The sequence below is a fragment of the Acidovorax sp. Root267 genome (assembly GCF_001429215.1).
In the GTDB taxonomy this organism is placed as follows: Bacteria; Pseudomonadota; Gammaproteobacteria; order Burkholderiales; family Burkholderiaceae_C; genus Acidovorax; species Acidovorax radicis.
In genome coordinates, this window is record NZ_LMJC01000001.1 from 394,487 (window position 1) to 420,469 (window position 25,983).

16 protein-coding genes are annotated in these 25,983 nt (G+C 66.4%); 5 read left to right on the top strand and 11 right to left on the bottom strand.

Annotated features, from left to right (window positions below; translation table 11 throughout):
• Nucleotide 1: 1 nt before the first annotated feature.
• From ASE39_RS01720 to ASE39_RS01730, 3 genes are all read right to left on the bottom strand, one after another.
• Nucleotides 2–934 (bottom strand): DUF3034 family protein, encoded by a 933-nt coding sequence (locus ASE39_RS01720; RefSeq protein ID WP_140426658.1) that lies wholly within the window; start codon nt 932–934, stop codon nt 2–4.
• A 206-nt stretch (nt 935–1,140) separates the two neighbouring features.
• Nucleotides 1,141–1,932, bottom strand: coding sequence for an anti-sigma factor (locus ASE39_RS01725; RefSeq protein WP_010463634.1), 792 nt, complete (start codon nt 1,930–1,932; stop codon nt 1,141–1,143).
• A 16-nt stretch (nt 1,933–1,948) separates the two neighbouring features.
• Nucleotides 1,949–2,524 carry a sigma-70 family RNA polymerase sigma factor gene (locus tag ASE39_RS01730; RefSeq protein WP_010463632.1) on the bottom strand — a complete coding sequence of 192 codons (576 nt, stop codon included), beginning with the start codon at nt 2,522–2,524 and terminating at the stop codon, nt 1,949–1,951.
• Nucleotides 2,525–2,796: 272 nt separating this feature from the next.
• Here ASE39_RS01730 and ASE39_RS01735 point away from each other — a divergent pair, with 272 nt between their 5' ends.
• The gene (locus ASE39_RS01735; RefSeq protein WP_010463630.1) at nt 2,797–3,204 is read left to right on the top strand and encodes a c-type cytochrome; all 408 of its coding nucleotides are present in this window, start codon (nt 2,797–2,799) and stop codon (nt 3,202–3,204) included.
• Between the two features lie 4 nt (nt 3,205–3,208).
• Here ASE39_RS01735 and ASE39_RS01740 read toward each other — a convergent pair whose 3' ends face one another.
• The 5 genes from ASE39_RS01740 to ASE39_RS01760 form a co-directional block, all read right to left on the bottom strand.
• Nucleotides 3,209–4,375, bottom strand: a complete 1,167-nt coding sequence (locus ASE39_RS01740; protein WP_057269992.1) for an alpha-hydroxy acid oxidase — start codon at nt 4,373–4,375, stop codon at nt 3,209–3,211.
• 241 nt (nt 4,376–4,616) lie between these two features.
• Nucleotides 4,617–6,896, bottom strand: coding sequence for a diguanylate cyclase (locus ASE39_RS01745; protein WP_057269993.1), 2,280 nt, complete (start codon nt 6,894–6,896; stop codon nt 4,617–4,619).
• Nucleotides 6,897–6,980: 84 nt separating this feature from the next.
• The gene (gene pbpC / locus ASE39_RS01750) at nt 6,981–9,323 is read right to left on the bottom strand and encodes a penicillin-binding protein 1C (protein ID WP_242421342.1); all 2,343 of its coding nucleotides are present in this window, start codon (nt 9,321–9,323) and stop codon (nt 6,981–6,983) included.
• A complete protein-coding gene (locus tag ASE39_RS01755) occupies nt 9,316–9,684 on the bottom strand; it encodes a hypothetical protein (protein WP_010463620.1) in 369 nt (122 codons plus the stop codon). Before ASE39_RS01755 ends, pbpC begins: the two co-directional genes overlap by 8 nt.
• Before the next feature lie 56 nt (nt 9,685–9,740).
• Nucleotides 9,741–15,758 carry an MG2 domain-containing protein gene (locus ASE39_RS01760; RefSeq protein WP_057269994.1) on the bottom strand — a complete coding sequence of 2,006 codons (6,018 nt, stop codon included), beginning with the start codon at nt 15,756–15,758 and terminating at the stop codon, nt 9,741–9,743.
• A 183-nt stretch (nt 15,759–15,941) separates the two neighbouring features.
• Between ASE39_RS01760 and ASE39_RS01765 the strand changes: the two genes are divergently transcribed.
• Both ASE39_RS01765 and ASE39_RS01770 read left to right on the top strand, forming a co-directional pair.
• Nucleotides 15,942–16,481, top strand: a complete 540-nt coding sequence (locus tag ASE39_RS01765; RefSeq protein ID WP_057269995.1) for a hypothetical protein — start codon at nt 15,942–15,944, stop codon at nt 16,479–16,481.
• Between the two features lie 14 nt (nt 16,482–16,495).
• Nucleotides 16,496–17,812, top strand: coding sequence for a hypothetical protein (locus tag ASE39_RS01770; protein WP_057269996.1), 1,317 nt, complete (start codon nt 16,496–16,498; stop codon nt 17,810–17,812).
• 881 nt (nt 17,813–18,693) lie between these two features.
• Here the strand turns inward: ASE39_RS01770 and ASE39_RS01775 are convergent.
• Complete coding sequence (locus ASE39_RS01775; RefSeq protein WP_057269997.1) at nt 18,694–20,160, bottom strand: rhomboid family intramembrane serine protease; 1,467 nt, start codon at nt 20,158–20,160, stop codon at nt 18,694–18,696.
• A gap of 236 nt (nt 20,161–20,396) precedes the next feature.
• Here ASE39_RS01775 and ASE39_RS01780 point away from each other — a divergent pair, with 236 nt between their 5' ends.
• A complete protein-coding gene (locus ASE39_RS01780; RefSeq protein WP_057269998.1) occupies nt 20,397–22,514 on the top strand; it encodes a catalase in 2,118 nt (705 codons plus the stop codon).
• Between the two features lie 42 nt (nt 22,515–22,556).
• Nucleotides 22,557–23,165, top strand: a complete 609-nt coding sequence (locus ASE39_RS01785; RefSeq protein ID WP_057226678.1) for a hypothetical protein — start codon at nt 22,557–22,559, stop codon at nt 23,163–23,165.
• 187 nt (nt 23,166–23,352) lie between these two features.
• On the opposite strand, the gene ASE39_RS01790 is transcribed toward ASE39_RS01785, so the two are convergent.
• Both ASE39_RS01790 and argH read right to left on the bottom strand, forming a co-directional pair.
• Nucleotides 23,353–24,345 (bottom strand): Bug family tripartite tricarboxylate transporter substrate binding protein, encoded by a 993-nt coding sequence (locus tag ASE39_RS01790; protein WP_057269999.1) that lies wholly within the window; start codon nt 24,343–24,345, stop codon nt 23,353–23,355.
• Between the two features lie 105 nt (nt 24,346–24,450).
• Complete coding sequence (gene argH / locus ASE39_RS01795; protein WP_057270000.1) at nt 24,451–25,941, bottom strand: argininosuccinate lyase; 1,491 nt, start codon at nt 25,939–25,941, stop codon at nt 24,451–24,453.
• Nucleotides 25,942–25,983: the final 42 nt, after the last annotated feature.

The window sequence follows — 25,983 nt, forward strand, 5'->3', positions numbered from 1 at the left end:
GTCAGAAAGCGACCTGGGCCGACAGGTAGTAACCCGTCTGGCGGCGGTTGTGGGTGACACCGGGCACGATGCGGCCCAGGTCCACGTAGGCCAGCGTCAGCGCCAGGTTCTTGCTGGGCGCCCAGGCGACGAAGATGTCTTTCCAGTCGTCTTCGCGCAGCGCAGCACCCAGGCCCGCAGCGGCGCCGAGCGCCTGCAGGTTGTTGGGCTTGAAGCGAACTTCGGCACCCACCGCCAGGTTCTTGTTGATGAGGTAGGCCACGGAGAACTCGGGCTGCAGGCTGCGGCTGTTCTTGCCCGGCGCGGCAGAGCCAAAACCCAGCAGGCCGTTCTGGTTGGCGTTGGTGGAACGCAGCGTGCCGTTGACCAGCAGGCTCTGCGCGAGCAACAGTTTGGTGGCGCTCACATACACGTCGGTGCCGCTGGTCTTGGTGCCCAAAAAGTCGAGCACCGACCCGATGGAGCCCGGGTGCACACGCTTGTGCTCCAGCCCCACGGCGATCTGTGGCATCCAGCTGTCGGCGTTCAGCACGGCGTCGCCCGCCACCTTGACCTTGATGCCCACCACATCCATCTTGATGTGCTGCCCCGGCGTCACGCCAAAGGGCGCAATGCCATTGAGCGCGATGGCGGGCGAGGCGTCAAAGTCCTGCCGCGCCAGCGACAGCTCCACCCTGTCGAACAAGCCCACGGCCACGCCGTAGCCGTTCAGGCTGTAGTCCTGGGTGGCCGCGCGGGTGGCGTAGCCGCTGAAGCCCACCTCACCTTCGGTGGCGTTGCTGCCGATCACCGCCCAGGGGGTCAGCCCGCCACCGGCCGACCCGGCAATGGTGCTGACGCCGCCCGTGAGCAGCAGCTTGCCGGTGTCGGCCTGGGCCAGCCCGGCCGTGGTTGCCAGGGCCGCCAACAGCGCGGTTCGATGCCAGTGATTCATCGCGGTCTCCAGTGAAAAGCAGTTGTAAGAAGATGTTGCCTTCTACATACGCCCTGCGCCACGCAATGGATTCAAAAACGACAAAAATAGTTGATCGCCCCTGCGGCAGTCCGCATGTGTGCCTGCCAGCCGCTGTCCGGCCCCGCCTCGGGCCATGAATCTGTCCACGATGTCGCCAGGGTTCGCGAGGGCCTCTGAACAGGTTCTTAAAGCATTCGCTGAATCAGCTCACCCTTGAACAGCACCGGCCCCGTGGGGCCCGTGGCGCTCGGCACGCCGCCCAGCGGCTCCAGGCTGATGGCCAGCGTGGGCACCTCTTTCACGTCGCCCTCCTGGGCCACGAGCTTGAGCAGCTTGTCCTGACCCAGCACACCGAGCGAACGCGGTCCCCCCGCAGGCGGCAGCGCCCACAGCTGCAGCGACTTGTCTGCGCCCTCCTGAAAACCGCCCACCCGCTGCAGCACGAGCTGGTTGTTCTTGGGGTCGAAGGTGACCAGCATCGAGGCATCCGCCTTGTCGTCGGCCAGCACGGCCACGTACTGGATCTGGGGTGTGGCCTGCAGCTGCTGCTGCAGTGCGGCAATCTGCGCACCGGCGGTGGTGCGCAGGCCGCCGTTGACCTGCACGCCCACCACCACGGCCGCCAGCGTGGCGATGGCACCCGCGGCTGCAGCGCCGCGCCATACCAGCAGGTTGCGCCACCAGCCGCCGTGGGCTGCGGCCGATTCGGCGGCCCGCGAAGCCCGCAGGGCCGCCGCAGACCGGTCGGCCTGCACGAGGTTGTCGATGCGTGTCCAGACGGCGGGGGCGGGGTCTACCGCAGCTTGCAACTCGGTCAGGCCCGACCAGCGGGTCTGCCACACCAGGGCGGCGGCGCGCACGGTGGCGTGCTCGCGGGCCAGGGTTTCAAAACGGCGGCGGGCGCCGCCGCGCAGTGTGCCCAGGGCATAGCTGGCAGCCAGGCGGTCGAGCAGGTCGGGGTGTTGGGTGATGTTCATGGTGGACCTTCCGTGCTCAGGCGTACCGCGCCATGCAGGTGCGCAGTTGCTCCAGCCCCCGGCGAATCCAGGTCTTGACCGTGCCCAGCGGCAGCTTGAGCTGCTCGGCCAGCTCGCCGTGGCTTTGGTCACGCAGGTAGGCCAGGCTGACCACCTCGCGCTGTTTGTGGTCGAGCTTGCCCAGGCAGTGGTGCAGCGCAAACGACTGCTCGCTGGCGTCGGCGGCGTCCATCGGGTTGGGCGAATCGCCCTCCAGCGTCTGGGCCAGCTCGTCGTCCAGCTCGTTCATGAGGTCCGCCCGGTCGCTGGTGCGCTTGCGCAGCGCATCCAGCGCACGGCTGCGCACGATGAGCCCCATCCACGCCATCGGCGGGCTGAGCGATGCGCGGTAGTTGCTGGCGCCGCGCCAGATGCTCAAAAAAGCTTCCTGCAGCACGTCCTCCGCCACATCGCGGTTGCGAACTATGCGCAAGGCCAGGCCAAAAAGCGGTGACGAGGTGCGCTCGTACAGCCTTTTGAGCGCGGAGTCATCCTGCGCAGCGATGCGGTCGAGGAGGTCCATCAGTTCACGGTCTGGTTGGGGGGTGCTCATGCGCCCATTCTCTGGGATTGGCCGGTTTTCACGGGATTGCAGGGGTTTGCTGTGGGTGAATACGCCACAGCGGGCCATCTGGATGCAGCTGCGGGCAAAAACCAGTGTTTTCCGGCACCCGCGCCCCGCCCGGGCTACCCCGGCAGCGGGGAACACACCCCGAACGTGGAACGCGCTTTGAATCCAGCCGACAAGTCCGTCCGTATTGCGGGGGCTACTGCGGGCACCCCGCCACACGGCCCACCAAAACCCATCGCACGCTGAAACCATCCATGAAACACCTCGCCCCGCTGCCCTCCCTACGTCTTGCCAGTGTGGTGGCAGCCCTGCTGTCGGCCGCGCACAGCCCTGGCGCGGCCCAGTCGGTGGAGCGCGGCCGTGCCGTCTATGCAGCGCATTGCAGCAGCTGCCACAGCGTGGCCCTGCATGGCGACGGCCCCGCGCACGTGGGCGTGGTGGGCCGCCGCGCGGGGGCCTTGAAAGACTTTGACTATTCGCCAGCGCTGCGCAGCAGCAAGATCCTGTGGACGCGCGCCACGCTGAAGGCCTGGCTGACCAACCCCGAGGCATTGATCCCCGGCCAGGGCATGGACTACCAGCTGGACGACGAACGTGAGCGCGAAGACGTGGTCGCTTATCTCGCCACGCTCAAATACGCGCCGCGGGTGGGCGCGCGTTGAAGGGTCACGCCGTGGGATAGGTGCCAGGCAGCAGGATGGACTGGTCCACGGTGTTGATGTTGGTGTGGCCGCAGAACGCCATGGTGATGTCCAGCTCTTTCTGGATGATCTGCAGCGCGCGCGTCACGCCCGCCTCTCCGTAGGCGCCCAGGCCATACAGAAAGCTGCGGCCGATCAGCGTGCCCTGGGCGCCCAGCGCGCGGGCCTTGAGCACGTCCTGCCCACTGCGGATGCCGCCGTCCATCCACACTTCGATGTCCTTGCCTGCCGCCGCAGCAATGCCCGGCAGCGCGGCGACGGAGGACGGCGCGCCATCGAGCTGGCGGCCACCGTGGTTGCTGACGATGAGCGCATCGGCGCCGCTGTCCACCGCCAGGCGGGCGTCTTCGGCGTCCATGATGCCCTTGAGAATCAGCTTGCCGCCCCACCGCTTCTTGATCCATTCGACATCGCCCCAATTGAGCTGCGGGTCGAACTGCTCGGCCGTCCACGACGAGAGCGAGGACAGGTCGCCCACGCCCTTGGCATGGCCCACGATGTTGCCGAACGAGCGGCGCGGGGTGCCCAGCATGCCCAGGCACCAGCGGGGCTTGGTGGCCAGGTTGATGAGGTTGGCCAGTGTGGGCCGGGGCGGCGCGGACAGGCCGTTCTTGATGTCCTTGTGGCGCTGGCCCAGGATCTGCAGATCCAGCGTGAGCTGCAGGGCCGAGCAGTTGGCGGCCTTGGCGCGGTCGATCAGGCGATTGATGAAGTCGCGGTCGCGCATCACATACACCTGGAACCAGAACGGATGGCGGCCCGTGTGCTCGGCAATGTCCTCGATGGAGCAGATGCTCATGGTCGAGAGTGTGAAGGGGATGCCAAACGCCTTGGCGGCCTTGGCACCCAGAATTTCTCCGTCGGCATGCTGCATGCCCGTGAGGCCGGTGGGCGCGATGGCCACGGGCATGGCCACGTCCTGCCCGACCATGGTGGTGCGGGTGCTGCGGCCTTCCATGTTCACGGCCACGCGCTGGCGCAGCTTGATGCGCTGGAAGTCGCTTTCGTTGGCGCGGTAGGTGCCCTCGGTGTACGAGCCCGAATCGGCGTAGTCATAAAACATGCGCGGCACACGGCGCTGGGCGACGGCACGCAGGTCTTCGATGCAGGTGATTTTGGACAGATCGGGCACGCGGACACTCCAGAAAGGGGTTGCACAGGGGGCAGACAGGACTGCGCCGAATGGTAGGCACTTGCCTGCGGGTGGGCCATCAAAATTATTTGCGCAGGGCTGCAACAAATTTCCAAGACGGCGCGGCACCAGGATGGCGCTGCAGGCAGATTCTCAGACAAAAATGTGCCCTGGCGCTTATCAGACATGCGCAATTAGCTATCAATTAAATAGCACATCAGCACATCACGGGCAACTGCGCTTACTGGCCCTGGCCTGCAGCCTCTGGGGCCAACACTACCTCGGGATCGGCGTCCGGCCCCCGGTGGAGCATGAAGCGCATGCGCCCGCCGCGCTTGGCGGCGTACATCGCGCTGTCGGCATGGCGCGAAAGCGCATCGAACGTGTCGCCATGCTGCGGAAAAAGCGCGATGCCCCCGCTGAGCCCGACCTGCAACAGGCGCCCTCCCAGCTCGAAAGGCACATCGCACGACGCGAGCATCTTGCGCGCCACGTTGCAGGCGGCCTCGGCACCGTCCAGGCCTGGCAGCAGCACCACAAATTCGTCGCCGCCCTGGCGGCACACGGTGTCCGACGCGCGCACGGCGGTTTTCAGGCGCTGCGCAAACTGCACCAGCAGCAGGTCACCCACATCGTGGCCCAGGGTGTCGTTCACGTCCTTGAAACCATCCAGGTCCAGGTACATCACGGCCAGGCACTTGCCATAGCGGCGGGCCTGCGAAATGGCCAGCTGGGCGCGGTCCTGCAGCAACACGCGGTTGGGCAGGTCGGTCAGCGCGTCGTACTGGGCCAGGTGCGCCATGCGTTCGGCCATGACCACCGATTCGGTCACATCGCGCAGCACGGCCACGGCGCCGGTCACGGCGCCCAGGCGGTCGGTGATGGGGCTGGAGGTCTTGTCCACCTGGAACCGCTGGCCGCTGGTGCGGTGCACCAGCACGCCGCGCACCGACCCAGCGACGGTTCCGCTCTGGATCGCCGCCAGCAGCGAGCTGGCGAGCACACTGTCGTTGTCGGGGTTGCGCAGCACCACCACCTCATCGATGCGGCGGCCCGCGGCATCAAAGGCCTGCCAGCCGGTCAGGCGTTCGGCCACGGGGTTGAGGTAGGTGACGATGCCACGGGCGTCGGCGCAAACCACAGCGTCGCCGATCGACTGCAGCGTGAGGCGCACCCGCTCCTTCTCATCAAACAGCTCGTTCTCCATGCGCTTGCGTTCGGAGATGTCCGTCACCTGCACAAAGATGCCCCGCACCTTGCCACCTTCGGCATCGGGCACATAGGAGACCATGGTGTGGCGCACCACCCCCTGTGCATCGACCCCTGTGCGCTCAAACAACTGCGCTTGGCCCTGCAGCGCTCTGTCAAGGTAGGGTTGGTCCTGCGCGAAAAGCTCCGGGCCGAGCAGATCCGCCAGGAGCATGCCGGGCATGCGCTCCGGCAACACGCCAAACCATTCAAAGTACGCCTGGTTGGCAAACCGGTTGCGCAGGTCGCCATCCCAGTAGCCAATCATCGAGGGCATGTTGTCGAGAATGGTACGGGTGTTGTGCTCGGCCTCGCGCAGGCGCGCCGAAACCTGCTGGCGCAGCGTGAGTTCGCGCACAAACAGCGTGGCCAGCCCCACACAACTGACCATCAGCAGCAGCGCGAAGCCGCCCAGCACCCAGGCGCTGCGGGTCCACTTGGCCAGCACGGAGTCTGCGGACTGCGCCACATTGATGATGAGCGGGTAGCGCCCCACCGGGCGAAACGTATACAGGCGCTCCACACCATCGACGATCGAGGTGCCCACAAACGAGCCCGAGCCCTCCTGCTGAAACCGCAGCATGTTGGGCGTGCCCGCCAGGCTGCGGCCCACATCGGCGTCGCCATAGGGAAACCTGGTGATCATCACGCCGTCGCTGCGCAACAGGTTCACGCCACTGTTGAGCCCCAGCTCCAGCGCCCCAAACAGTTCGTTGAAAACGCTCAGGCGAACCGCCCCCACCACAACGCCCGCAAAACTGCCGTCCGCATGAAAATAGGCGCGCGACAGGGGAAGAATGTTGAGCCCCGTGACGCGCGAGGGAACAGGACGCCCGATGAACAACCCTTTGTGTCCACCGGACTTGAACGCGGTGAAGTAGTCGCGGTCCGCAAAGCTGAGCTTGCTGGGGGCATTGGAGTTCGAATCCAGCACGACATGGCCGTCTGCATCCAGCACCCACACCCCCCCGGCGCGCGCGCGCAGCGAGTTGTCAAACACCAGGCGGGAGCGCAGATCCGCAGGCAGCGCCCAGACTTCCGGGCGGCTGACCTCCCGGGTCACCCCCTCCAGCGACTGGTCAAACGTATCCAGGGTCCAGCTCAGCCCCTGCTCCAGAGTGCGCACCAGGTTGGCATTGTTCTGGCTGGCGTAGCTCCATTCGTCGTTGCGGATGCTCCAGATCGTGCGCGCAAAGATGGCACCGATCCCCAGCGAGAGCAGCAGCGAAAGCCAGATCAGGCGGTGGGAGAAGAACTGGCGCAGAAAAGGCATAGAAATATCTTGTAACGATTCTAGGCGCCCCGCTGCAGCATGCCCCGGCGGCAAGCCACACCGTATTCCTCGGACTTCACGGCGTCAATGCGCAGTGCCCCTGGGTGCGGGGGCCACGGCACCCGCACCGCGCACCTCGATGCGGATCTCGTCCAGCACCTGGCCCCCGGCATCGGTGATCTGCACCACGTGGCGCCCCGGCCAGGGCAGCCAGGCCACCCGCGCGCCGCGCCCGAGCGGCTTGCCGTCCATGCGCCACCACAACCCGTCGCCCGTGGCGGTGAACTGCAGGCGCTGGCGTGTGGGGGGAATGTCGGGGTCGAGTGCAATGATGGTGCCGGGGGCTGGCGCGGTGATGCGCGCAGCCAGGCCAGCGACGGAAGTCACGCCACTTTGTGCGGAATTTTTTGGATCTTTTTTGCCACCAGCGCTTGATACGTATGGGTTATTAGCTACCGAATCAATAGCAAATAGCGCTTGCTGGGTACCCTGCACAAACCATTCTTCCCGTGCAGCCTCCAGCGGCGGGTGGTCGCCCGGGCTTCCGGGCTGCGGCGCGGCAGGCCCAAACCGCACCGCGGAACGGGCCAGGCCCAGGGGGGCCTTGGGGGCGCGACTGGGTTCGCGCGCATGCAAAAACCCCATCACCGCCGCCCAGATGGGCGCCGCGCCGCTGGTGCCGCTGACATCGTGCATGGCAGCGCCGCTGGCGTTGCCCACCCACACGCCCACGGTGTAGCGCTCGGACCAGCCCACGGCCCAGTTGTCGCGCATGTCCTTGCTGGTGCCGGTTTTCACGGCCGTCCAGAAACGCGTGGCCAGCACGCTGTCGGTGCCAAAGGTGCGCGCACGCGCATTGCCGTCCGAGAGGATGTCGCCCACGATGAACGCAGCACGGGGGTCGATGGCGGGCGTGAAGTGCGGCTTGGCATCGGCCAGCGCCACGGCGCTGACGCGCCCGCCGTTGGCCAGCGTGCCTGCAATAGGACTGGCCCGCCCGCCGTTGGCGAGCGTGCGAAAGGCGTTGGTCAGGTGCAGCAGCGGCACCTCCGGGCTGCCCAGCGCAAGGCTGTAGCCAAAATAGTCGCCGCTTTCACGCAGCGGCAGGCCCACCGCGCGCAGCTGCCGGTGGAACGCGTCGGGCGAGACCATGACCAGGGTGCGCACCGCGGGCACGTTGAGCGACGCGGCCAGCGCCGTACGCACGGACACCCATCCCTTGAACTGCCGGTCGTAGTTCTGCGGGATGTACAACCCCCCGGGGGTGGCAATGTGCGCGGGCGAGTCATCCACCAGGGAAGCCGCCGTGAGCCGCCGCTGCTCGATGGCCTGTGCATACAAAAACGGCTTCAGCGTGGAGCCCGGCTGGCGCAGGGCCAGCACACCATCCACCTCGCGGGCCTGGCTGAGCTGCCCCGAAGACCCCACCCAGGCCAGCACCGCGCCCGTGGCGTTGTCGAGCACCAGCACGGCGCCGTCTTCCACATTGCGTCCGCGCAGTTCGCGCAGCTGCTGCTGCAGGCTCTGCACGGCAAAACGCTGCAGCGGCGCGCGCAGCGTGCTGGGCAGGCGTTCAGGCACCGCCGCGTCCTTGGACCGCTGGCGCAGCAGATAACGTGCAAAGTGCGGGGCCACGCCCTCGCTCGCATCAAACGCACGGCGCTGCAGCGCGGCGGTGGTGAACAAGTCCAGCGCATCGCAGTCCACGCGCGCCGCCGCCGGCTGGGTGCTGCCGGGGCGCTGCTGCATGTCGCGCAGCACACCACAGGCCCGCTGCGCCACCAGCGCAGGCCGCGCATTGGGCGCGCGCACCAGCGCCGCCGCCACGGCCGCCTCGCGGTCATCCAGTCCATGGGCGGCCTTGCCAAACAGCGTGCGGGAGAGCGCATCAATGCCCACCAGCTCGCTGCGAAACGGCACGAGGTTGAGGTAGGCCTCCAGGATCTGGTCCTTGCGCCAGCGCCGGTCCAGCACCTGCGCGGCCACGGTCTGGCCCAGCTTCTGCGCCACGGTGCGCCCGCCGGGGCCCTGGCGCCAGTCGCCGTCGAGCAAACCCGCCAGTTGCATGGTGATGGTGCTGGCGCCGCGCGTGCGCTGGTTCCACAGGTTGCCCCAGGCTGCCGCCGACGCAGCGCGCCAGTCCACCCCGCTGTGTTCAAAAAACCGCTTGTCCTCGCTGAGCACCAGGGCCGTGCGCAGCGCAGGCGACACGTCGGCGAGTGGCACCCACTGGCCGCGCCGCACCGTGGCATCGGTGCGCAGGCGCTGCAGCACCTCGCCCTCGCGCGAGAGGACGAGGGTGTCGGACGGTTTGAAGTCGGCATGCACCTCGTCAAATGCGGGGATAGCCCAGGCGGCCGACCCACACGCCACCCACAAAGCCCAGCCAGCGCACCAGCGGCGCACGGCCCACCGCCGTTCAGCCATCGGAGTGCTCCCGGTCAAACCGGGTTTCGGCCTCGCTCAGGTGGCGCAGCAGCACGTGCGAAATCAGGTTGACGCCAATGCCACCAAACACCACGGGCAGCACATAGAGCGCGATGGACAGCTCGGAGATGAACATCGCATCGTCCGCCAGCGACGGGGTGGTCTTGGCCAGGGACGCGAGCGATTGCAGCAGGTACACGTCCACCCCCGCAATCAGCACCAGCGCCACGCCAAAGCCCAGCACCGCCATGCGCGAGATGGACCGGGTCGCCAGCAGCAGCCCGTAGATGCCCGCAGGCAGCACCAGCGAGAACGCCACCAGCACCCAGAACCGCAGTTCCACAAACACACTGAGGCTCATGGCGCGTGGGCTGGGGGTTGGCTCAAGGCACGGTGGGGCATGGTGGTCTCTGCGGTCTACCGGGCTGGTTCCACCTTCACGCGCGCATTGGGCACTTCGCCAAACATCTCGGGCGCATACATGGCTTCGACGCGGCTGGGCGGCAAGGCAAAGTCGCCCACGTTGTTCAGGCGCACGGTGTACTCCATCTTCACCGTGCCCTTGGGCAGGTACTCGTAATAGCTGCGGAAGGACTCGAAGCTGCGCTCCTCGAACGCGGGCCAGCCGCTGCCGCTGCGGGGCTTCTCGCCCTGCGTGGCAACGGCGGAGTCACGCCCCAGGCCGCTGCCCAGGATGGTAGCGCCGCCCGGGATCGGGTCGGTGATGGCCACCCAGGTCATGTCGGCGCTGGCGTTCACCTCCAGCGTCACGCGCAGCACGTCGCCGCGTGTGTACTGGCCTGCGGGCAGCGACTTGTTGGCCTGCTCCACCGGCGTGACGGTCTTCTTGATGGCATAGCCTGCAGCAAACGGCGCCTTGAGCTGGATGGCGGCCACGGACTGCAGCGTGAGCCACGGCTTGCCCGGCCCTTGGTGGGCCACCGCCAGGCTTTCCTTGCCACCCGCTTTGCCCCAGGCCAGGAACATGTCGTTGTTCTTGAGGTTGCCGGGCGATGCGGGGGCTCCGAACCAGGTCGTCTGGTGCGCGGCGCCCGTGGCGTCACTGGCCTTCACGCGCTCGACCTTGCTCCAGTCCACGGTGGCACTGCTGCCAGACATCGTGGCCTTGGTAGTGCCCGAGACCGGCACGGCCTCGAACTTGGCGCTGAATTTCTCCAGCGCCAGCCCGCCCCACAGGTTGGCCGTGGTGGTGTGCCAGGCGCCCGCTTGCTGGCGGCTGATGAAGCCGTTGGCCAGCCGGCCCATGTCGTCCTTCCAGGTGGGGTCGTCCATCACGGCCAGCATCAGGCGTGCCGTGTTCACGTCGCCGTTTTGCATCAGCCACCACCAGTAGTCGTCCTGTTCGGTGCTGAAGATGAGCTTGGTGCCCTGGAACGACAGGCGGCTGCGCAGGATCTGCTGGGCCTCGGCCAGGCGCTTATCGCGCTCGGGCACATCGGCCACGCGCTTCAAGACGTTGACCCAGTCGATCACCGTGTGCGTGGGCCACTGGTTGGGCGCGATGGTGATGCTGCTGACCATGCGGCCCTGGGCCTTGCCGTAGCGCGACAGCGCCTCCAGCGCGGCCACCTTGCGCATGTCCAGGTCCTTGCGCGGGCTCCAGAACTCGCGCTGGATGCGGCCTTCCACAAACGCGATCAGGCCACGCTCCATCGGCGCGCGGGCGGCGTCGGGCAGTGCAAACGCGGGGTTGATGCTGGACGCCTCGTGCGTGGCGGCCAGCACATAGGCCGTGAGCGTGTCGCTGCCCCGGTTGCTGTCGCCGTCGCGCGGCGGGAAGTAGTTGGCCAGTCCGTCGCTGTCGAGGTAGGTGGGCAACTGGGCCACCACGGTTTGCCACAGCGCGCCATCGCGCAGGCCCACGGCCTTGCTGGTCTTTTGCTCCAGGCAGGCAAAGGGGTAGCGTGCCCACCAGTCGCGCACGCCGGGCAGGCCCTCGGCCAGCTTGGGCTGCAGCGACATCTTCAGGCCCCCACGGCCCGGCAGTGCATCGGCTGGCGGGTTCACATCCAGGTTGAAGCTGCCGTCCACCTGCACCAGCGTGGCCTGCTGCACCGTGAGTGGCACGGCCGGGATGATGCGCTGGCGCGCCTTGAGCGCATCGCGCGCGCCGCCCACCGTGTCCTTGGCCTCGATCTCCCACAGGATGGATTCGGCGCGCGTTTGCGCCAGTTGTGCCGGTGCTGTCACGCTCCAGGCGACTTCACGCGCTTCTTCGGGCGGGATGTCAATGGTTTGTGGCTTCAGGTCGAGCAGCGTGGCACGGGGGGCCACCTCGACCTTCATCGCCGTCTTGGTGGTGTTGCGCAGCGTGATCTGGGCGCGGAACTGGTCGTCCTCGCGCACCAGGGGCGGCAGGCCGCTGATGATCTGCAAATCCTGCGTGGCGCGGATGCTGGTGCTGCCGGTGCCGAACAGGCCCGTGGCCGCATCGGCCACCGCCACGATCTTGAAGGTGGTGAGCGCGTCGTTGAGCGGCACGGTCACCTTGGCCTGGCCGTTGGCATCGAGCTTGAGCGCGGGCTCCCACAACAGCAGGGTGTCGAGCAGCTCACGCGTCTGCGCCCGTCCACCACCACCACCGGCAGGCACGGCCTTTTTGCCGTAATGGCGGCGGCCGATGATTTCCATTTGCGCAGTGGACGTCTCCACGCCCCAGCTGCGCCGCTGCAGCATGGCTTCGAGCAGGTTCCAGCTGTTGTTGGGCATCAGCTCCAGCAAGGCCTGGTCCACGGCGGCCAATGCCACCTCGGCATTCGCGGCAGGCTTGCCGCCGGGCAGCGTGGCGGTGATGGTGACCTGGGCCTTGCCGCGCACGGCATAGCTCTCCTTGTCGGCCGTCACCTTCACGTCGATCTGGTGGGCCTGCGTGCCCACGCGGATCTCGGCCATGCCCAGACGGAACGCAGGTTTGGACAAATCCACCAATGCGGTGGGCGCCTGGTATTCCTTGCCTTCGTACCAGAACGACGTCCACCACTCGCCCGGCGCCTTGAAACCCCAGGTGAAGAAGCTGTACCACGGCACCTCGCGCAGGCGGCCGCGCAGGGCCAGCACGCTCACGTATACGTTGGGGCCCCAGCCGGGCTGCACCTTCAGGCTCACGGTCGGGTCCTGCCCGTTGAGCTGCACCACCTGGGTGTCGATGATGCCTTCGCGCTCCACCGCCACCAAGGCCGTGGCAAAACGGAACGGCATGCGCACCTGGAACTTGGCGGTCTCGCCGGGCTGGTAGCTCTTCTTCTCGGGCAGCAGGTCGATGCGGTCGTGGTCTTCGCCACCAAACCACAGCTCGCCCTGGCGTGTGACCCACACCGACGAGGCGGCCACGCTGGTGTTGCCGTCCTTGTCGGTGGCCGTCGCCACCAGTTCCACCTCGCCAGGCTCGTCGAGCTTGGATTCACACAGCAGCAAGCCACGCGCATCGCTCTTGCCACTGCACAGCGTGCCCAGGTCTTTCGTTTCGGTCTGGTTGTCGTAGCTGTAGAAGCCCCCCACCATGCGCTTGCGCGTGGTGGTGGTGATGCGCGCCACGGCCTGCACCTGCAGCGAGGTGTCGGGCGCAGGCTTGCCGTTGTGCTGCAGCGCCAGCGCCTGGAAGCGGATCTTCTGGCGGGCCGACACCCAGCCTTCGGTCTTGATGCCCGCCACCACGCCGGCGGGCCACAGCGCCTGCGTGCTGCGGATGGTCTGCACCTCGCCATTGGGGTCGGCATAGGTGGCCTCCAGCAACAGTTCTTGCGGCTGGCGGGCCTGGGGCACGTTGTCGACGGTGACCTTGCCTGCGCCGTCCTTGTTCAGCGTCAACGGCAGCTTGTCGGCAATCACGCGCGCATCCTGGCTGGCCGCGGCTTCCTCGTCGTCACTGCTGGCGCTGTCCGCACTGCCCTGCTCGCGCTTGCGTGGCGGGGTGAAACGGAAGGTCTCGTAGTCGCTGTATTGCAGCGTCTTGCCGCGCACCATGGCCGACACACGCACCGGCAGGTTCGCCGCCCCGCCACCGGCCACGTAGTGGATCTGCACATCGGTAGGCACCGAGCGCACGCGCACCAGGGCCTTCTTCTCGACCGGGGTGATGCGCCCCTCCAGCACGGGCAGGCGGAACTCCTCCACCCGGAACTGACCCGACGCAAGGCTGCCGTTCACCGTGCCGTTGCCTGCCAGCTCGACTTGGTACACCCCGAGCTTGGCGGCCGGCGGGATGGCAAAGGTACTTTGCGCGCTGAGTCCGCCCGTGGCCGTGCCCCGCCACGCCAGCGGCTGGGTGAACTGCTGGCCGCTGCCCAGATGGGTGATGACAAGCGTGTCGGGACGCGATCCCGACAGGGCAAAGCCCTGGCGTGTTTCGGCGCGCAGCAGGTGCTTCATCGACACGGTTTCGCCCGCGCGAAACAGCGTGCGGTCGAAGATGGTGTGGGCGCGTTCGTCCGGCGCGGGAGCCCGGCTGGTGGGCACGTTGAAGCGCCAAGGCTCGATGCCACGCTGCCAGTCGCTCCAGGTGAAGGCCATGTCCTCCACACCGCCGTCATCCTTGTGGCGCGCACTCACAAAATAGGCGTTGCCACCTTCGCCATACTCGCCGCCATCGCCGCCCTCACCGCAGCCGGGAGGTTCTGACGAAAGGCCTTCGAAGCGGGCCACGCCCTGAGCATCGGTCTGCGCATGGGCCAGCTCATTGCCCTTGCAGTTGGACACGCGCACCGTAGCGCCCTGCACGGGCTGGCCCTTGTCCAGCGTGGTCACCCAGGCCATCGCGTTTTCGCGGCCGAGCTTGAAATGCACGCCCAGGTTGGTCACCAGGGCCGAGGTGCGCACATACATCGTGCGGGCGTCGCCATGGCGTTCGTCCAGCAGCGAAGTGCCCAGCTTTTGCGAGGCGATCTCCACCACGTGGAAACCGGGCGACAGCGGAATCCCCACCACCTCGAAGGGGCGTGGGTCGTTGCTCGCGGGCTTGGGAAGGTCCAGCGTCTTCACGCCGCCCTTGCCGGACAGCAGCGACACCATGCGCGACTGCACGGTTTCCTTGTCGTCGTCCAGCACCTTGGGCAGCGGGCCATTCACGTCCTGGCGTGCCTGCTTGCGGTTCACCACGTAGCTGTCGTAGCGCTGCACTTTCTTGAACCAGGCAATGATGTCGGCGTCGGTGCGCGGCTTGAGCGTGCTGACCTTGCCAGGCGCCGCTGCGGGCACCGCCGCACCCGGCTGCAGGCCCTGCACGCGCAGGGCGGCCTCCACGTTGCGCAGTGTCACGGGCAGCAATGCCGGGGGTTTTTCAGAGCGCGGGCCTTCGGCAAAACGCTCGACGATGCCAAACGGCGCCGCTGCAAACTTGGCCAGGGGCGGCATGCCGCCGGTGGCCACCTTCAGCGGGAAGTTCTCCGCATTGCGCAGCGGGCGGCCCGAGGCATCCTTGAAATCCTTGGGAAGCTCCAGCGTGAAGGCCGTGTTTTCGGCCAAAGGCGCAGCAAACTGCACGCTGTTGACCAGCGCATCGCCCTTCTGGCCTTCGATGGCCCCATCCGTCTGGGGTTTCAGGGTTTCCTTGGCCGACTTGAGGCGGATGGCCGTGGCCAGGCTGCGCGGCACCGGCGCATTGAAGGACAGCTGCAATGGACGGATGGGCAAACAGGCAGCCTGCGCGTTCTCGCGCTCACAACTGAACTCGGCCGAGAACGGCTCGCGCACCTTGAAGTCAAAGCGTTTTTCCACCGTGTTGGGCACGCCACTGGGCGTGGCCACGCCCTTGCCAAACACGATCTGCATGCGCGAGCCCGAGGTGAACCGCCGGTTGCAGGCCAGCGTGGCGTATTGCAAGGGGTCTTGCGCTGCGCTTTTTTCCAGGCCCAACGTCTTCAATATTTCGGCGCGCTGCGCGCCCTCGATCAAACGCACTGGGACGCGCTCGCCCACGCCTTCCACCGTGCACCACACATTGGCCTGGATGCTGGCGATGGTGGCGGGCCCGTTGAACTGCAGCACGAAGAACTGCTCTTCGTCGATCTGCTCGTAGGGGTTGGGGCGGATAGTCTGCACGAACGGACCACCGCTATTGAATTGATAGCTTTTAGCGCCCGTCAGTTCAGCGCCAGCAGCCGACTTGAACCCAGGCTTGACCGAGGCGGTGCAGCGCACGCCCGGGGGCAGGTCGCGTTCGAAGTCGAACACCCACTCGCGCTCGCTCGTCCAGCGGCCCGTGCCCTTGGTGGCACCGGCGTCGCTGCAGCTCAGGCTGATGGGTGCGGGCGCCTTGGGGTCGCCAAAGTTGACGGCCGCCGCATCGAACTTGGCCACCACCTGCCGCACGCGCGCCACTTCGCCCTGCGGTGAAAAGCTGGTGATCTGCAAGGCGTGTGCGCCCAGCGACACCAAAGCCCCCGAAAACAACACCAGGGCACGTTGTAAGAATTTCATTTTTGACATCCCTCTATCCGACTCGACCGCGAGGGTAGCCGATATGCCGTGGGCCGCCCCGTCCTGCGATGACACGGAAGGTAACAACTCGTTCGCAGACTCCGCGCCAGCAGCAGCCTACGCCCAGCCCGCACAAACCCATCGGTATACTGCGCCGCAAAATAAAGCGGGAGAGAGGGAATCGTGAAAAAAATCGCATTGCTGGCGGCTCTGTGTGTGGGCGCCTGGTATTACTTTGTCGGCGGGCGCACATTGGACGAAAAGATGGTGCGCGCCTACTACGACCAGAGCGCGCACGCTCTCTACAAGCGAGACGCTGAGCTGATGTGCAAACAGCTCAGCAGCAAGGCCATCATCCAGGACGAGACGGTGATGAACGGCCAGACGCAGCGCAGCACACTCAACCACGACCAGCAGTGCGAGGCCTTCAAGGCCAGCATGCAGATGTTCGAGCAGATCGGTGACCGCATGGGCGGCATCCTGACGATCGAGTTTGAATTCCACATCGACAGCATCGAGATCGAACCGGGCCGCAAAAGCGCCAAGGTCAAAGGCACCAGCCTGCTGAAGATGGGGGAAACCGTCATGCAGTTCAGCTCCACCTTCAACGAACAAATCGTGCGCGAAATGGGGCAGATGAAGCTCCTGCGCTCCGACCAGCGCACCGTGGTGCGCATGGCGGGCGGGCGCGGGATGTCGCAATCCGACTTCTTCTCCAAATAAGCCCAAGGCACCCCATGCAGCGCGAAACCGCAAAGGCGCCCCGCCCGTTCTGGCACCAGATCAACACCTTTTTTGCGTTTCCGCTGCAACCTAAGCCGCTGATGTACGGCGTGCTGCTGGCACTCTCCAGCCTGCTGTTCAAGCTGATCTTCTTTGTGCCCGACGCCCTGGGCATCCTGATCGTGGAGATCGGCATCCTGCTGGCCGCATCGCGCTATGGCTTCAAGGTCACGGCCCTGGGCTCGCGCGGCATCTACAAGGCCGAGGACTATCCCTCCGAGCTGGACCCGGACTGGAAGAACCTGCCCTGGAAGCTGTTCGCCATCCTCATCGTGCAAGCCATCGCCGTGGGCTGGCTGCAGCGCCTGAACCCCCTGCTGGGCACGCTGGCCTGGCTGGCCATGTGCTTCTTGCTGCCCGCCACGCAGATCGTGCTGGTGCAGACCTGCAGCTTTACCGAAACCCTGAACCCCGCCAACGCCTGGAACGCCGTGCGCACCATTGGCTGGCCCTACCTGCTGCTGTGCCTGTTTCTCTTCCTGCTGAGCCAGGGCACCTTCATCGCGCTGGGCATGCTCGTGCCCCTCTTCAAGGGCTGGATCCTGCTGCCCATCGTCAACTGGCTGCTCATCTACTTCAGCTGGGTCATGGCCAGCCTGCTGGGCTACGCCATGTACCAGAACCACGCGGCTTTTGGCATTGACCTGCTGCCCGGCGCGGGCCTGGAAGAAGACGGCGCCCCCGTGGACCGCCGAAGCCCCCGCCAGATCGAGCAAGACGCCACCGACGCGCAAGTGGCCGAGCTGATCACCGCCGGGGACATGGTGGGCGCCCTGGGGGTGGCCTACGAAGACCAGCGCACCCGCAGCGACGAAGTGCCCGCACAGCGCCGCTACCACGGCGTGCTGATACTGGCCGAAGGCAAAACCGCCACCCTGCTCGACCATGCCCAGCGCTACATCCCGCTGCTGCTGCGTTCGGGCCAGGGCGGCGAAGCGCTCAAGGTCTTTCAAACCTGCCGTGCCAAGGACGCCCAGTTTGCGCTGCAGGATGCCAACGCCACCCTCCACCTGGCGAAAGCCGCCTGGAATGCGAACAACGCCAAAGACGCGCTGGCCTTGCTGCAGGGCTTTGACCGCCGCTTCAAAAACCACGACAGCGTGCCCGCCGCCTACGAACTGGTCGCCCGCGTGCTGCTGCAAGGCATGAACCGCGCCGACATGGCCCTGCGCGTGCTGGCCACGCTGGAGTCCCGCCACCCGGACACGGACGCCACGCGGGAAACGCGGTGGCTGCTGCGCAACCATGTGCCGCAGGCGGCGGGGGGTTGAAGAATTTTTGGGGCTCTAGCGCTTTCTGGATAAGCGCCGGTAGCTATGGTATTGATAGTGATTGCCGGATGATCTGAACCGTTCGGGCTGAGTCCGTCGGAGCCGGGGCACGCTCGTTCGCTGATTTGTGCGGCGTGCCTGGTTTGAGGGCGGAGGCCGGGGTGTGCGCCCGGCGGCGCAGTGACTTTCTCTTGGATCGCCAAGAGAAAGTCACCAAAGAGAAGGCGACCCTACACGCTGCGTCCCTTCGCTTCGCTACGGGCAACCTGCGGTGCTCAGTTTTGACGGGGTCTCGCTAAACTCGCGCCGCTTCGCGTCACTCAAACAGACGCGAGCCCTGATCCGCCAAAACCTCCGCTCCTCGGCGCATCCTGAAGCGAACCCACCGGGATCGACATCCACACGGGCCATTGCTGCGCTCGGCCCCCTCTCGCGGGCGCAAGCGCCACGCGCTGCGCAGGCGCGGCCGAGCGCAGCAATGGCCCGTGTGGCTGTTCGGCTGTTGGATGTTCGGCTGCCCAACCCCCTGGTGGCTGCGCCTGCGGCGGGGCGGTTGCGGGGTGGCACGCGCGTCGGAGCGCGCGTGCTTCGTGAACTGACTCGCCGTGGTTGTCCGAGCGGCGCGCGCCAGCGCAAAGCGAGTTCCACGGCGCACCCCGCAACCGCCCCGACGCAGGTTGCCCCGCAGCGAAGCGAAGGGGTCGCAGACTGGGGGTCGCCTTTCTTTTGGGTACTTTTCTTTGGCGAAGCAAAGAACAAGTACCTCGGCCGCCGGGCCGAGACCCGGCTCTGGATGGAAGGCAATCATTCACTATAAAAACAATAGCTTCCAGCGCTTTTCAGATAAGCGCTAGAGCCCAATTCAACCAAAAATCACCGCCTCACCCCAACCCCCGCAACGCCACACTCCCCGGCGCCAGTTGCTGCAACAACGGCCCCCACGCCACCGCCTCCGCCCGCCGCCCCGCATGGCACAAGGCCGACACCAGCATGCCCAGTGTCTCGCCCAGCTCCGGGTGCGTGGGGGCGGTCTTGTGCAAGGCGTTGAACAGCTTTTCCGCATCGCCCCACTGCTGCGCGCGGGCAAAGCGGCGTGAGAGGCGGGCCATGTCGTCCGGCTGCAACCGGGCGCCGGGCTTGGCTTTCTCAAAATACGTGCGGTAGCAGGCATGCTGAAACTGCAGCGTCTGCTCGTCATGGGCGTGCAGGCGGAAGATGCGGCGCGCGGCGCGGTGGAAGTCTTCGCCCTCGGGCCACAGCGATGCCGTTTTGAACCAGGCGCTGAGCACCGTCTGGTCTTGCGGGCGCAGCTTGGCGGCGGCGCGCCACTGGGCAAGGGCCTGCTCGAACTTCATGCCCTTCGCCAGGCGCTGGGCGTTGGCCACATGGGTGTCAAAACCGTCGTCGGGCGCGGCGTCCTGCGTCACCGGCACCTCCAGTGGCTTCTTGCGCAGCAGCATGGTCAGCGCCATCAGCGACGCACCGGTCACCAACCCTCCCAGGTGGGCCATGTAGGCCACACCCTTTCCGCTGAGCCAGTGCTGCAGCAACTCGTTGGCAATCCACGCGGGCAGCAACAGCAACGCAGGCGCGGTCACATAGTTGAAGTAGAAAAACAGCTGGTAGAAGAACCGCACGCGCCGCAGCCGGTACAGCACGGCATACATGCCCATGAGGGCCGACACGGCGCCCGAGGCGCCCAGGCCATAGCTGCCCATGCCGGCATAGGCCCAGCCCGCCAGCAGCGAGCCGCCCACGCCACCCAGCAGGTAAAACGCCAGGTACCAGCCCCTGCCCAGTGCCAGCTCGACCGAAAAGCCGAACAGAAACAAAAACACCATGTTGCCAATGAGGTGCCCGGTGCTGCCATGCAAAAACGTGGCCGTGAGCCAGGTGACGGGCCGCAGCTCCGCGTCTTTTTCAAAGCTCTGCGCCCATTGGCGGGTGAAGGGGGCAGGCAACCGTGCTTCGTACTGGGTGCGTGCGGCCTTCCAGTCGGCGTACTGCGGATCTTCGGGCGGCACAAAACGCGGGCTTTTCAGGCGCTGCTGAAAGCCGTCTTCCTGCTCCATCCAGCGCAGCAGCATGCGGTGGTCGCCCGCCTTTTGCAAGGCGCGGGCGTCTTTGAGGTGCTTGTCGCCGGTTTCCTCCAGCCAGGCCACAAAACGCGGGACTTCCACAGCGGGCAAAGGGCTGGCCACATAGAAGGCGGCAGCCCGGTCCTGCGCCTTTTCCTCCGAACGCTGCGGGCCCCAGAACACGAGCATGTTCACCAGGATCAGCACCACCGTCATCCAGGGCGGGTTGCGCCAGGTGGGCCGGCTTTCGAGGGGGATGGCGTAGAACATCGGTCAGTCTGGCAAGGGCAAAGGAGCGGGTCGCGCCGCAAGGCAACGGGTGTGGAGGGCCCTGGTGGGGAGGGTGCAAGCGTAGCAAACACCGGGCGTCTTCAGAGCACAGGCAGCGGGCCATTGCCTGACCACGACGACGCGCGGATGGGGCTGTGTCCTACTCCCCACAAGGCACGGGGGTCCAACGATGTTGGCTGGTCTTGTTTCATTACCCAGAACCCCCAGGAGCGCCCATGGCCCGAACCCCCACTTCGCGCGGCGCGGCAAAAAAATCGCCGTCCGCACTGCCCTCTTCCACCCAGTCCGACACCTTTCGCGGCAACGCTGGCGAGCTGCAGCAACAGGCTGGTGGCAAGCACCCGGTGCTGACCACGCAGCAGGGCATTCCGGTGGCGGACAACCAGAACTCCCTGCGCCCGTCGCCACGCGGCCCCGCGCTGCTGGAAGACTTCATCCTGCGCGAGAAGATCACGCACTTTGACCACGAGCGCATCCCGGAGCGCATCGTGCATGCACGCGGCTCGGCAGCCCACGGTTTTTTTGAACTCACGCATTCGCTCAAGGACCACACCACGGCCAAGGTGCTGACGGAAGTGGGCGTGCAGACGCCTGTGTTCACGCGCTTTTCGACCGTGGCAGGCGGCGCGGGATCGGTGGACACGCCGCGCGATGTGCGCGGCTTTGCCGTGAAGCTCTACACGACCGAAGGCAACTGGGATCTGGTGGGCAACAACATCCCGGTGTTCTTCATCCAGGACGCGATGAAGTTTCCCGACCTGGTGCACGCCGTGAAGATGGAGCCCGACCGCGCGTTCCCCCAGGCGGCCAGCGCACACGACACCTTCTGGGACTTCGTCTCGCTGATGCCCGAAACCATGCACATGGTCATGTGGGCCATGAGCGACCGCACCATCCCGCGCAGCCTGCGCATGATGGAAGGCTTTGGCGTGCACAGTTTCCGGCTCCTGAATGCCGCGGGCGACAGCACCTTCGTGAAGTTCCACTGGCGCCCCAAGCTGGGCATCCAGTCCACGGTGTGGGACGAAGCCGTGAAGCTGCAGGCGGCGGACAACGACTTCCACCGGCGCGACCTGTTCGAAGCCATCGAGGGGGGCGACTTCCCGGAATGGGAGCTGTCGGTGCAACTGTTCACCGAGGAGGACGCCGAGCGCTTCCCCTTCGACCACCTGGACCCCACCAAGCTCATTCCCGAAGAACTGGTGCCCCTGCAGCCCATCGGCCGCATGGTGCTCAACCGCTGGCCCGACAACTTCTTTGCCGAAACCGAGCAGGTGGCGTTTTGCCCCGCCAACGTGCCACCGGGCATCGACTTCAGCAACGACCCGCTGCTGCAAGGCCGACTGTTCTCGTACCTGGACACGCAGCTGTCGCGCCTGGGCGGGCCCAACTTCACGCAGATCCCGATCAATGCGCCCAAGTGCCCGTTCCACAACATGCAGCGCGACGGCCACATGCAGATGCAGGTGCCCAAGGGCCGCGTTGCCTACGAGCCCAGCAGCCTGCAGGGTGACACGCCGCGTGCCTCACAAGCACAAGGGTTCCGCCATTTCGCGCAGGCCGATGACGGGGTGAAGGGCCGAGTGCGCCCCGAGAGTTTTGCCGACCACTACAGCCAGGCGCGCATGTTCTTTCGCAGCCAGAGCCCGCTGGAGCAGGCGCACATGGCGTCGGCGCTGGTGTTTGAGCTGTCCAAGGTGGGCACGCCGCATGTGCGCGAGGCGGTGGTCGGCCACCTGCAGCATGTAGACCCCGAACTGGCCCAGCGTGTGGCCGACGGCCTGGGCCTGCAGGCGCTGCCCCCCGCCCCGCCCGCCGCCGAGCCGGTGCAGGACCTGCCCCCGTCGCCCGCGCTGCGCATCATCGACCGCATGAAGCCCACGCTACAGGGGCGCTGCATCGGCATCCTGGTGGCCGATGGCTCCAACGGCAACACGGTGGCCAACCTGCGCAAGGCCGTGGAAAAGGCCGGAGGCACGGTGAAGATCGTGGCCCCCAAGGTGGGCGGAGCGGTGCTGAAAGACGGCACCCTGCTGCCCGCCGACGGCCAGCTGCAAGGCACGCCATCGGTCGTGTTTGACGCCGTGGCCTCGGTGCTGTCGCCCGACATGGGCGCACAGCTGGCCAAGGAGGCCGCCGCCGTGGACTGGTTCCGCGATGCGTTCGGCCACCTCAAGGCGATTGCCGCCTGCAAGGGCACGCAAGCCATCCTGCAAGCCGGTGGCATCGAGCCCGACGCTGGCGTGGTGGACCCCGCCGACGCGCAGGGCTTCATCGCCGCCGCACAGACCCGGCAGTGGGAGCGCGAACCCAAGGTCCGCACCCTCGCATGACGCACCCACCCCGTTCCCAACCCCACCACCCAAGGAGAAACCATGCCCAAAGCCCACTATGACAGCCACCAGCTCGATGATCTTGTGCTCCAGATGATGGAAACCGAACTCGGCGGCGAGCAGGTGTACCGCACTGCGCTCACGTGCGCGGTGAACCCCGATCTCAAGAAGGAGTGGGAAGGCTATCTGGAAGAAACCCTGACCCACCAGGATGTGGTGCGCAGCCTGTGCGACACCCTGGGTCTGGACCCGGATGCGCAGTCGCCCAGCCGGGCGGTGGTCAAGCACATCGGCGAATCCCTGGTCAAGGCCATGTTGCTGGCCAAACAGGGAGGCAACCCCGCCGCCGCCCAATTGGTGGCCTGCGAATGCGTGGTGCACGCCGAGACCAAGGACCACGCCAACTGGGAGTTGCTGGGCAAGGTCGCCGAGGTCGCCACGGGCGACGTGGGCCAGACGTTGAAGGCAGCCCACCAGGCGGTGGAGAAAGACGAAGACCACCACCTGTACCACACCAAGGGCTGGTGCCGCGAGCTGGCCATCGAGGCGCTGGGCCTGCCTGCGGTGCTGCCCCCGCCCGAAGAGGTCAAGAACGTGGAAACCGCGATTGGCGCGTCGCGCGCCGAGCAGCAGCGCGAGACCATGCTCTGACCGCAGCGGTGCCGGGAGGCCCATGGTGCATCCCCGGCATTTGCTACAAATAAAATAGCTGCCTGCGTTTTACTGATAAGCGCTAGCGGCTATTTTTACTTGAACTCGTGAAAATCGAAGGTTTGCAGGGGCCGAAGGACACAGCGGCATTCGCCCGCATGACCACGCAGGCCGGTCCCCGGACTAACTACTGCGCCACAAAACCACTGGTCTTGATGATCCGCGTCCAGGCGTCGGTGTAGGCGGTCTGGCGGGTGGCCAGTTGCTGCGGTGTCATGTAGCCCACCGTGAGGCCCATGGCCGTCAGGTGCTCACGCACCTCGGGCATGGCCACCACCTTGGACAGGGCAATCGAAAACTCGGTGATGAACTTCTGCGGCGTGCCGGTGGGGGCGTAGATGCCGTAATACGGCAGGTCTTCAAAGCCCTTGAGGCCCATTTCGTCAAACGTGGGCACATCGGGCATGGCGGCCTGGCGCTTGGTGCCCAGGACGCCCACCACGCGCACCTTTCCCGCCTTGTGGTTCTCGATGAAATCCTGCACCGACGCCACACCCGCGCCGATCTGGTTGCCCAGCATGTCGGCCATCATGGGCGCGCTGCCCCGGTAGGGGGCGGACACCAGGTCGATCTGGTACTTCTGCCCGATCAGCTTGACCAGGAATTCGGGGGTGGAGGCCGGTGCCGGGATGCCCACGGCCCCCTTGCCCCGGCCCGCCGTCCGCACCCAGTTGACGTAGTCGCCGAACGACTTGGCTGGCGTGCCACCCGAGACGGCAAACGCATTCACGAAAGTGGCAAAACCGCCCACGGGCACGAAGTCGCGCACCGGGTCGTAGCCGGGGTTCTTCACCACCTGGGGCAGGATGGAGATGGTGTGGTCGTGCGTGATGAACAGCGTGGTGCCATCGGGCACCGAGGCCTTGAGCGCCTGGGCCGCGATCTGTCCCCCCGCACCGGGGCGGTTTTCCACCACCACCGGCACGCCCAGTTCGTCCTTGAGCTTCTCGGACAAGGTGCGCGCAATGGCGTCCGAGCCGCCGCCCGGCGGAAAGCCCACCAGCAGGCGGATGGGCTTGTGCGTCTGCGCAGCCGCGAGCCCCACCGTGAGCGCTGCCCCCAGAAAGGCGCTGGCGCGCAGAAGTCGGGACAGCAGGCTGCGGCGGGTCGTCGTCGTCATGGAAGAACTCCGGTCTATTCAAATCGGGCTGTTGCGGGGCGCATTCATGCACCAAGCACGGTTCAGGCCAGCGGCCGCCGCGCCACAGGGGAATGTCGCCGCCCTTCAGGCCAGCCGCGTGCGATGGCGTGCCAGCTGGGCACGCACCTGCACGGGCGCGGTGCCGCCCAGCGTGTTGCGCGCGTTGAGCGAGCCGCGCAGGCTCAGGCACTCGTACACATCCTTCTCGATCTGCGGGTGGAAGCCCTGCAGCACGGCCAGCGGCAACTCCGACAGGTCACACGCATGGGTGGTGGCCGCCTTCACGGCGTGGGCCACGGTTTCGTGCGCATCGCGGAAAGGCAGGCCCTTCTTGACCAGGTAGTCGGCCAGGTCCGTGGCGGTGGCATAGCCCTTGAGTGCGGCCTGCTCCATCGCGGGCGCGTTGACGGTGATGCCGCCCTCCTTCCTGCCCGTGGCGGGGTTGGGCTGGCCGCCGACCATCTCGGCAAAGATGCGCAGCGTGTCCTTGAGCGTGTCCACGGTATCGAACAACGGCTCCTTGTCTTCCTGGTTGTCCTTGTTGTAGGCCAGGGGCTGGCCCTTCATCAGCGTGATGAGGCCCATCAGGTGGCCGACCACGCGGCCGGTCTTGCCGCGCGCCAGTTCGGGCACGTCGGGGTTCTTCTTCTGCGGCATGATCGAGCTGCCGGTGGTGAAGCGGTCGGCGATCTTGATGAAGCCGAAGTTCTGGCTCATCCAGATGATGAGCTCCTCGCTCAGGCGGCTCACGTGCACCATGCACAGGCTGGCGGCGGCGGTGAATTCGATGGCGAAGTCGCGGTCGCTCACGGCGTCCAGGCTGTTCTGGCAGACCATGGGCAAGCCGTTGGCATCGACCATGCCCAACGTCCTGGCCACGCGCTCGCGGTCCAGCGGGTAGGTGGTGCCGGCCAGGGCCGCGCTGCCCAGCGGCAACACGTTGGTGCGGCGGCGCACATCGGCCATGCGCTCGGCGTCGCGCGCGAACATTTCCACATAGGCCAGCATGTGGTGGCCGAAGCTCACCGGCTGGGCCACCTGCAGGTGGGTGAAGCCCGGCAGGATCACCTCGACGTTCTGTTCGGCCACATCGACCAGCGAAACCTGCAGCTCCTTGAGCAGGTCGCCGATCAGGTCGATCTCGCCGCGCAGCCACAGGCGCACGTCGGTGGCCACCTGGTCGTTGCGGCTGCGGCCGGTGTGCAGGCGCTTGCCGGCGTCGCCCACCAGCTGCGTCAGGCGCGCCTCGATGTTCAGGTGCACGTCTTCCAGGTCGAGCTTCCATTCGAACGCGCCGGACTCGATCTCTTGCGTGATCTGCGCCATGCCGCGCTGGATGGAAGCGTGGTCTTCAGCGCCGATGATGCCCTGCGCCGCCAGCATCTCGGCGTGCGCCAGGCTGCCCGCAATGTCAGCCTGCCACAGGCGCTTGTCGAAGAACACGCTGGAGGTGTAGCGCTTGACCAGGTCGCTCATGGGCTCGGAAAACAGCGCCGACCAGGCCTGTGCCTTGGTGTCGAGCTGGTTGTGGGACGGCGCAGACGGCGTGGCGCTGGTGGCTTGGGCTTTGGACATAGGAGGGCAATAATCCGGAGGTTCAGACACCCGGACAACCCG

What these genes read in the sequence shown, in the direction of transcription:
- ASE39_RS01725 (WP_010463634.1), bottom strand. Translation starts at nt 1,932, where the DNA reads ATGAACATCACCCAACACCCCGACCTGCTCGACCGCCTGGCTGCCAGC.
- ASE39_RS01745 (WP_057269993.1), bottom strand. Translation starts at nt 6,896, where the DNA reads ATGCCTTTTCTGCGCCAGTTCTTCTCCCACCGCCTGATCTGGCTTTCG.
- ASE39_RS01760 (WP_057269994.1), bottom strand. Translation starts at nt 15,758, where the DNA reads ATGAAATTCTTACAACGTGCCCTGGTGTTGTTTTCGGGGGCTTTGGTG.
- ASE39_RS01785 (WP_057226678.1), top strand. Translation starts at nt 22,557, where the DNA reads ATGCCCAAAGCCCACTATGACAGCCACCAGCTCGATGATCTTGTGCTC.
- pbpC (WP_242421342.1), bottom strand. Translation starts at nt 9,323, where the DNA reads ATGGCTGAACGGCGGTGGGCCGTGCGCCGCTGGTGCGCTGGCTGGGCT.
- ASE39_RS01730 (WP_010463632.1), bottom strand. Translation starts at nt 2,524, where the DNA reads ATGAGCACCCCCCAACCAGACCGTGAACTGATGGACCTCCTCGACCGC.
- ASE39_RS01735 (WP_010463630.1), top strand. Translation starts at nt 2,797, where the DNA reads ATGAAACACCTCGCCCCGCTGCCCTCCCTACGTCTTGCCAGTGTGGTG.
- ASE39_RS01790 (WP_057269999.1), bottom strand. Translation starts at nt 24,345, where the DNA reads ATGACGACGACGACCCGCCGCAGCCTGCTGTCCCGACTTCTGCGCGCC.
- ASE39_RS01755 (WP_010463620.1), bottom strand. Translation starts at nt 9,684, where the DNA reads ATGAGCCTCAGTGTGTTTGTGGAACTGCGGTTCTGGGTGCTGGTGGCG.
- ASE39_RS01775 (WP_057269997.1), bottom strand. Translation starts at nt 20,160, where the DNA reads ATGTTCTACGCCATCCCCCTCGAAAGCCGGCCCACCTGGCGCAACCCG.
- ASE39_RS01720 (WP_140426658.1), bottom strand. Translation starts at nt 934, where the DNA reads ATGAATCACTGGCATCGAACCGCGCTGTTGGCGGCCCTGGCAACCACG.
- ASE39_RS01770 (WP_057269996.1), top strand. Translation starts at nt 16,496, where the DNA reads ATGCAGCGCGAAACCGCAAAGGCGCCCCGCCCGTTCTGGCACCAGATC.
- argH (WP_057270000.1), bottom strand. Translation starts at nt 25,941, where the DNA reads ATGTCCAAAGCCCAAGCCACCAGCGCCACGCCGTCTGCGCCGTCCCAC.
- ASE39_RS01780 (WP_057269998.1), top strand. Translation starts at nt 20,397, where the DNA reads ATGGCCCGAACCCCCACTTCGCGCGGCGCGGCAAAAAAATCGCCGTCC.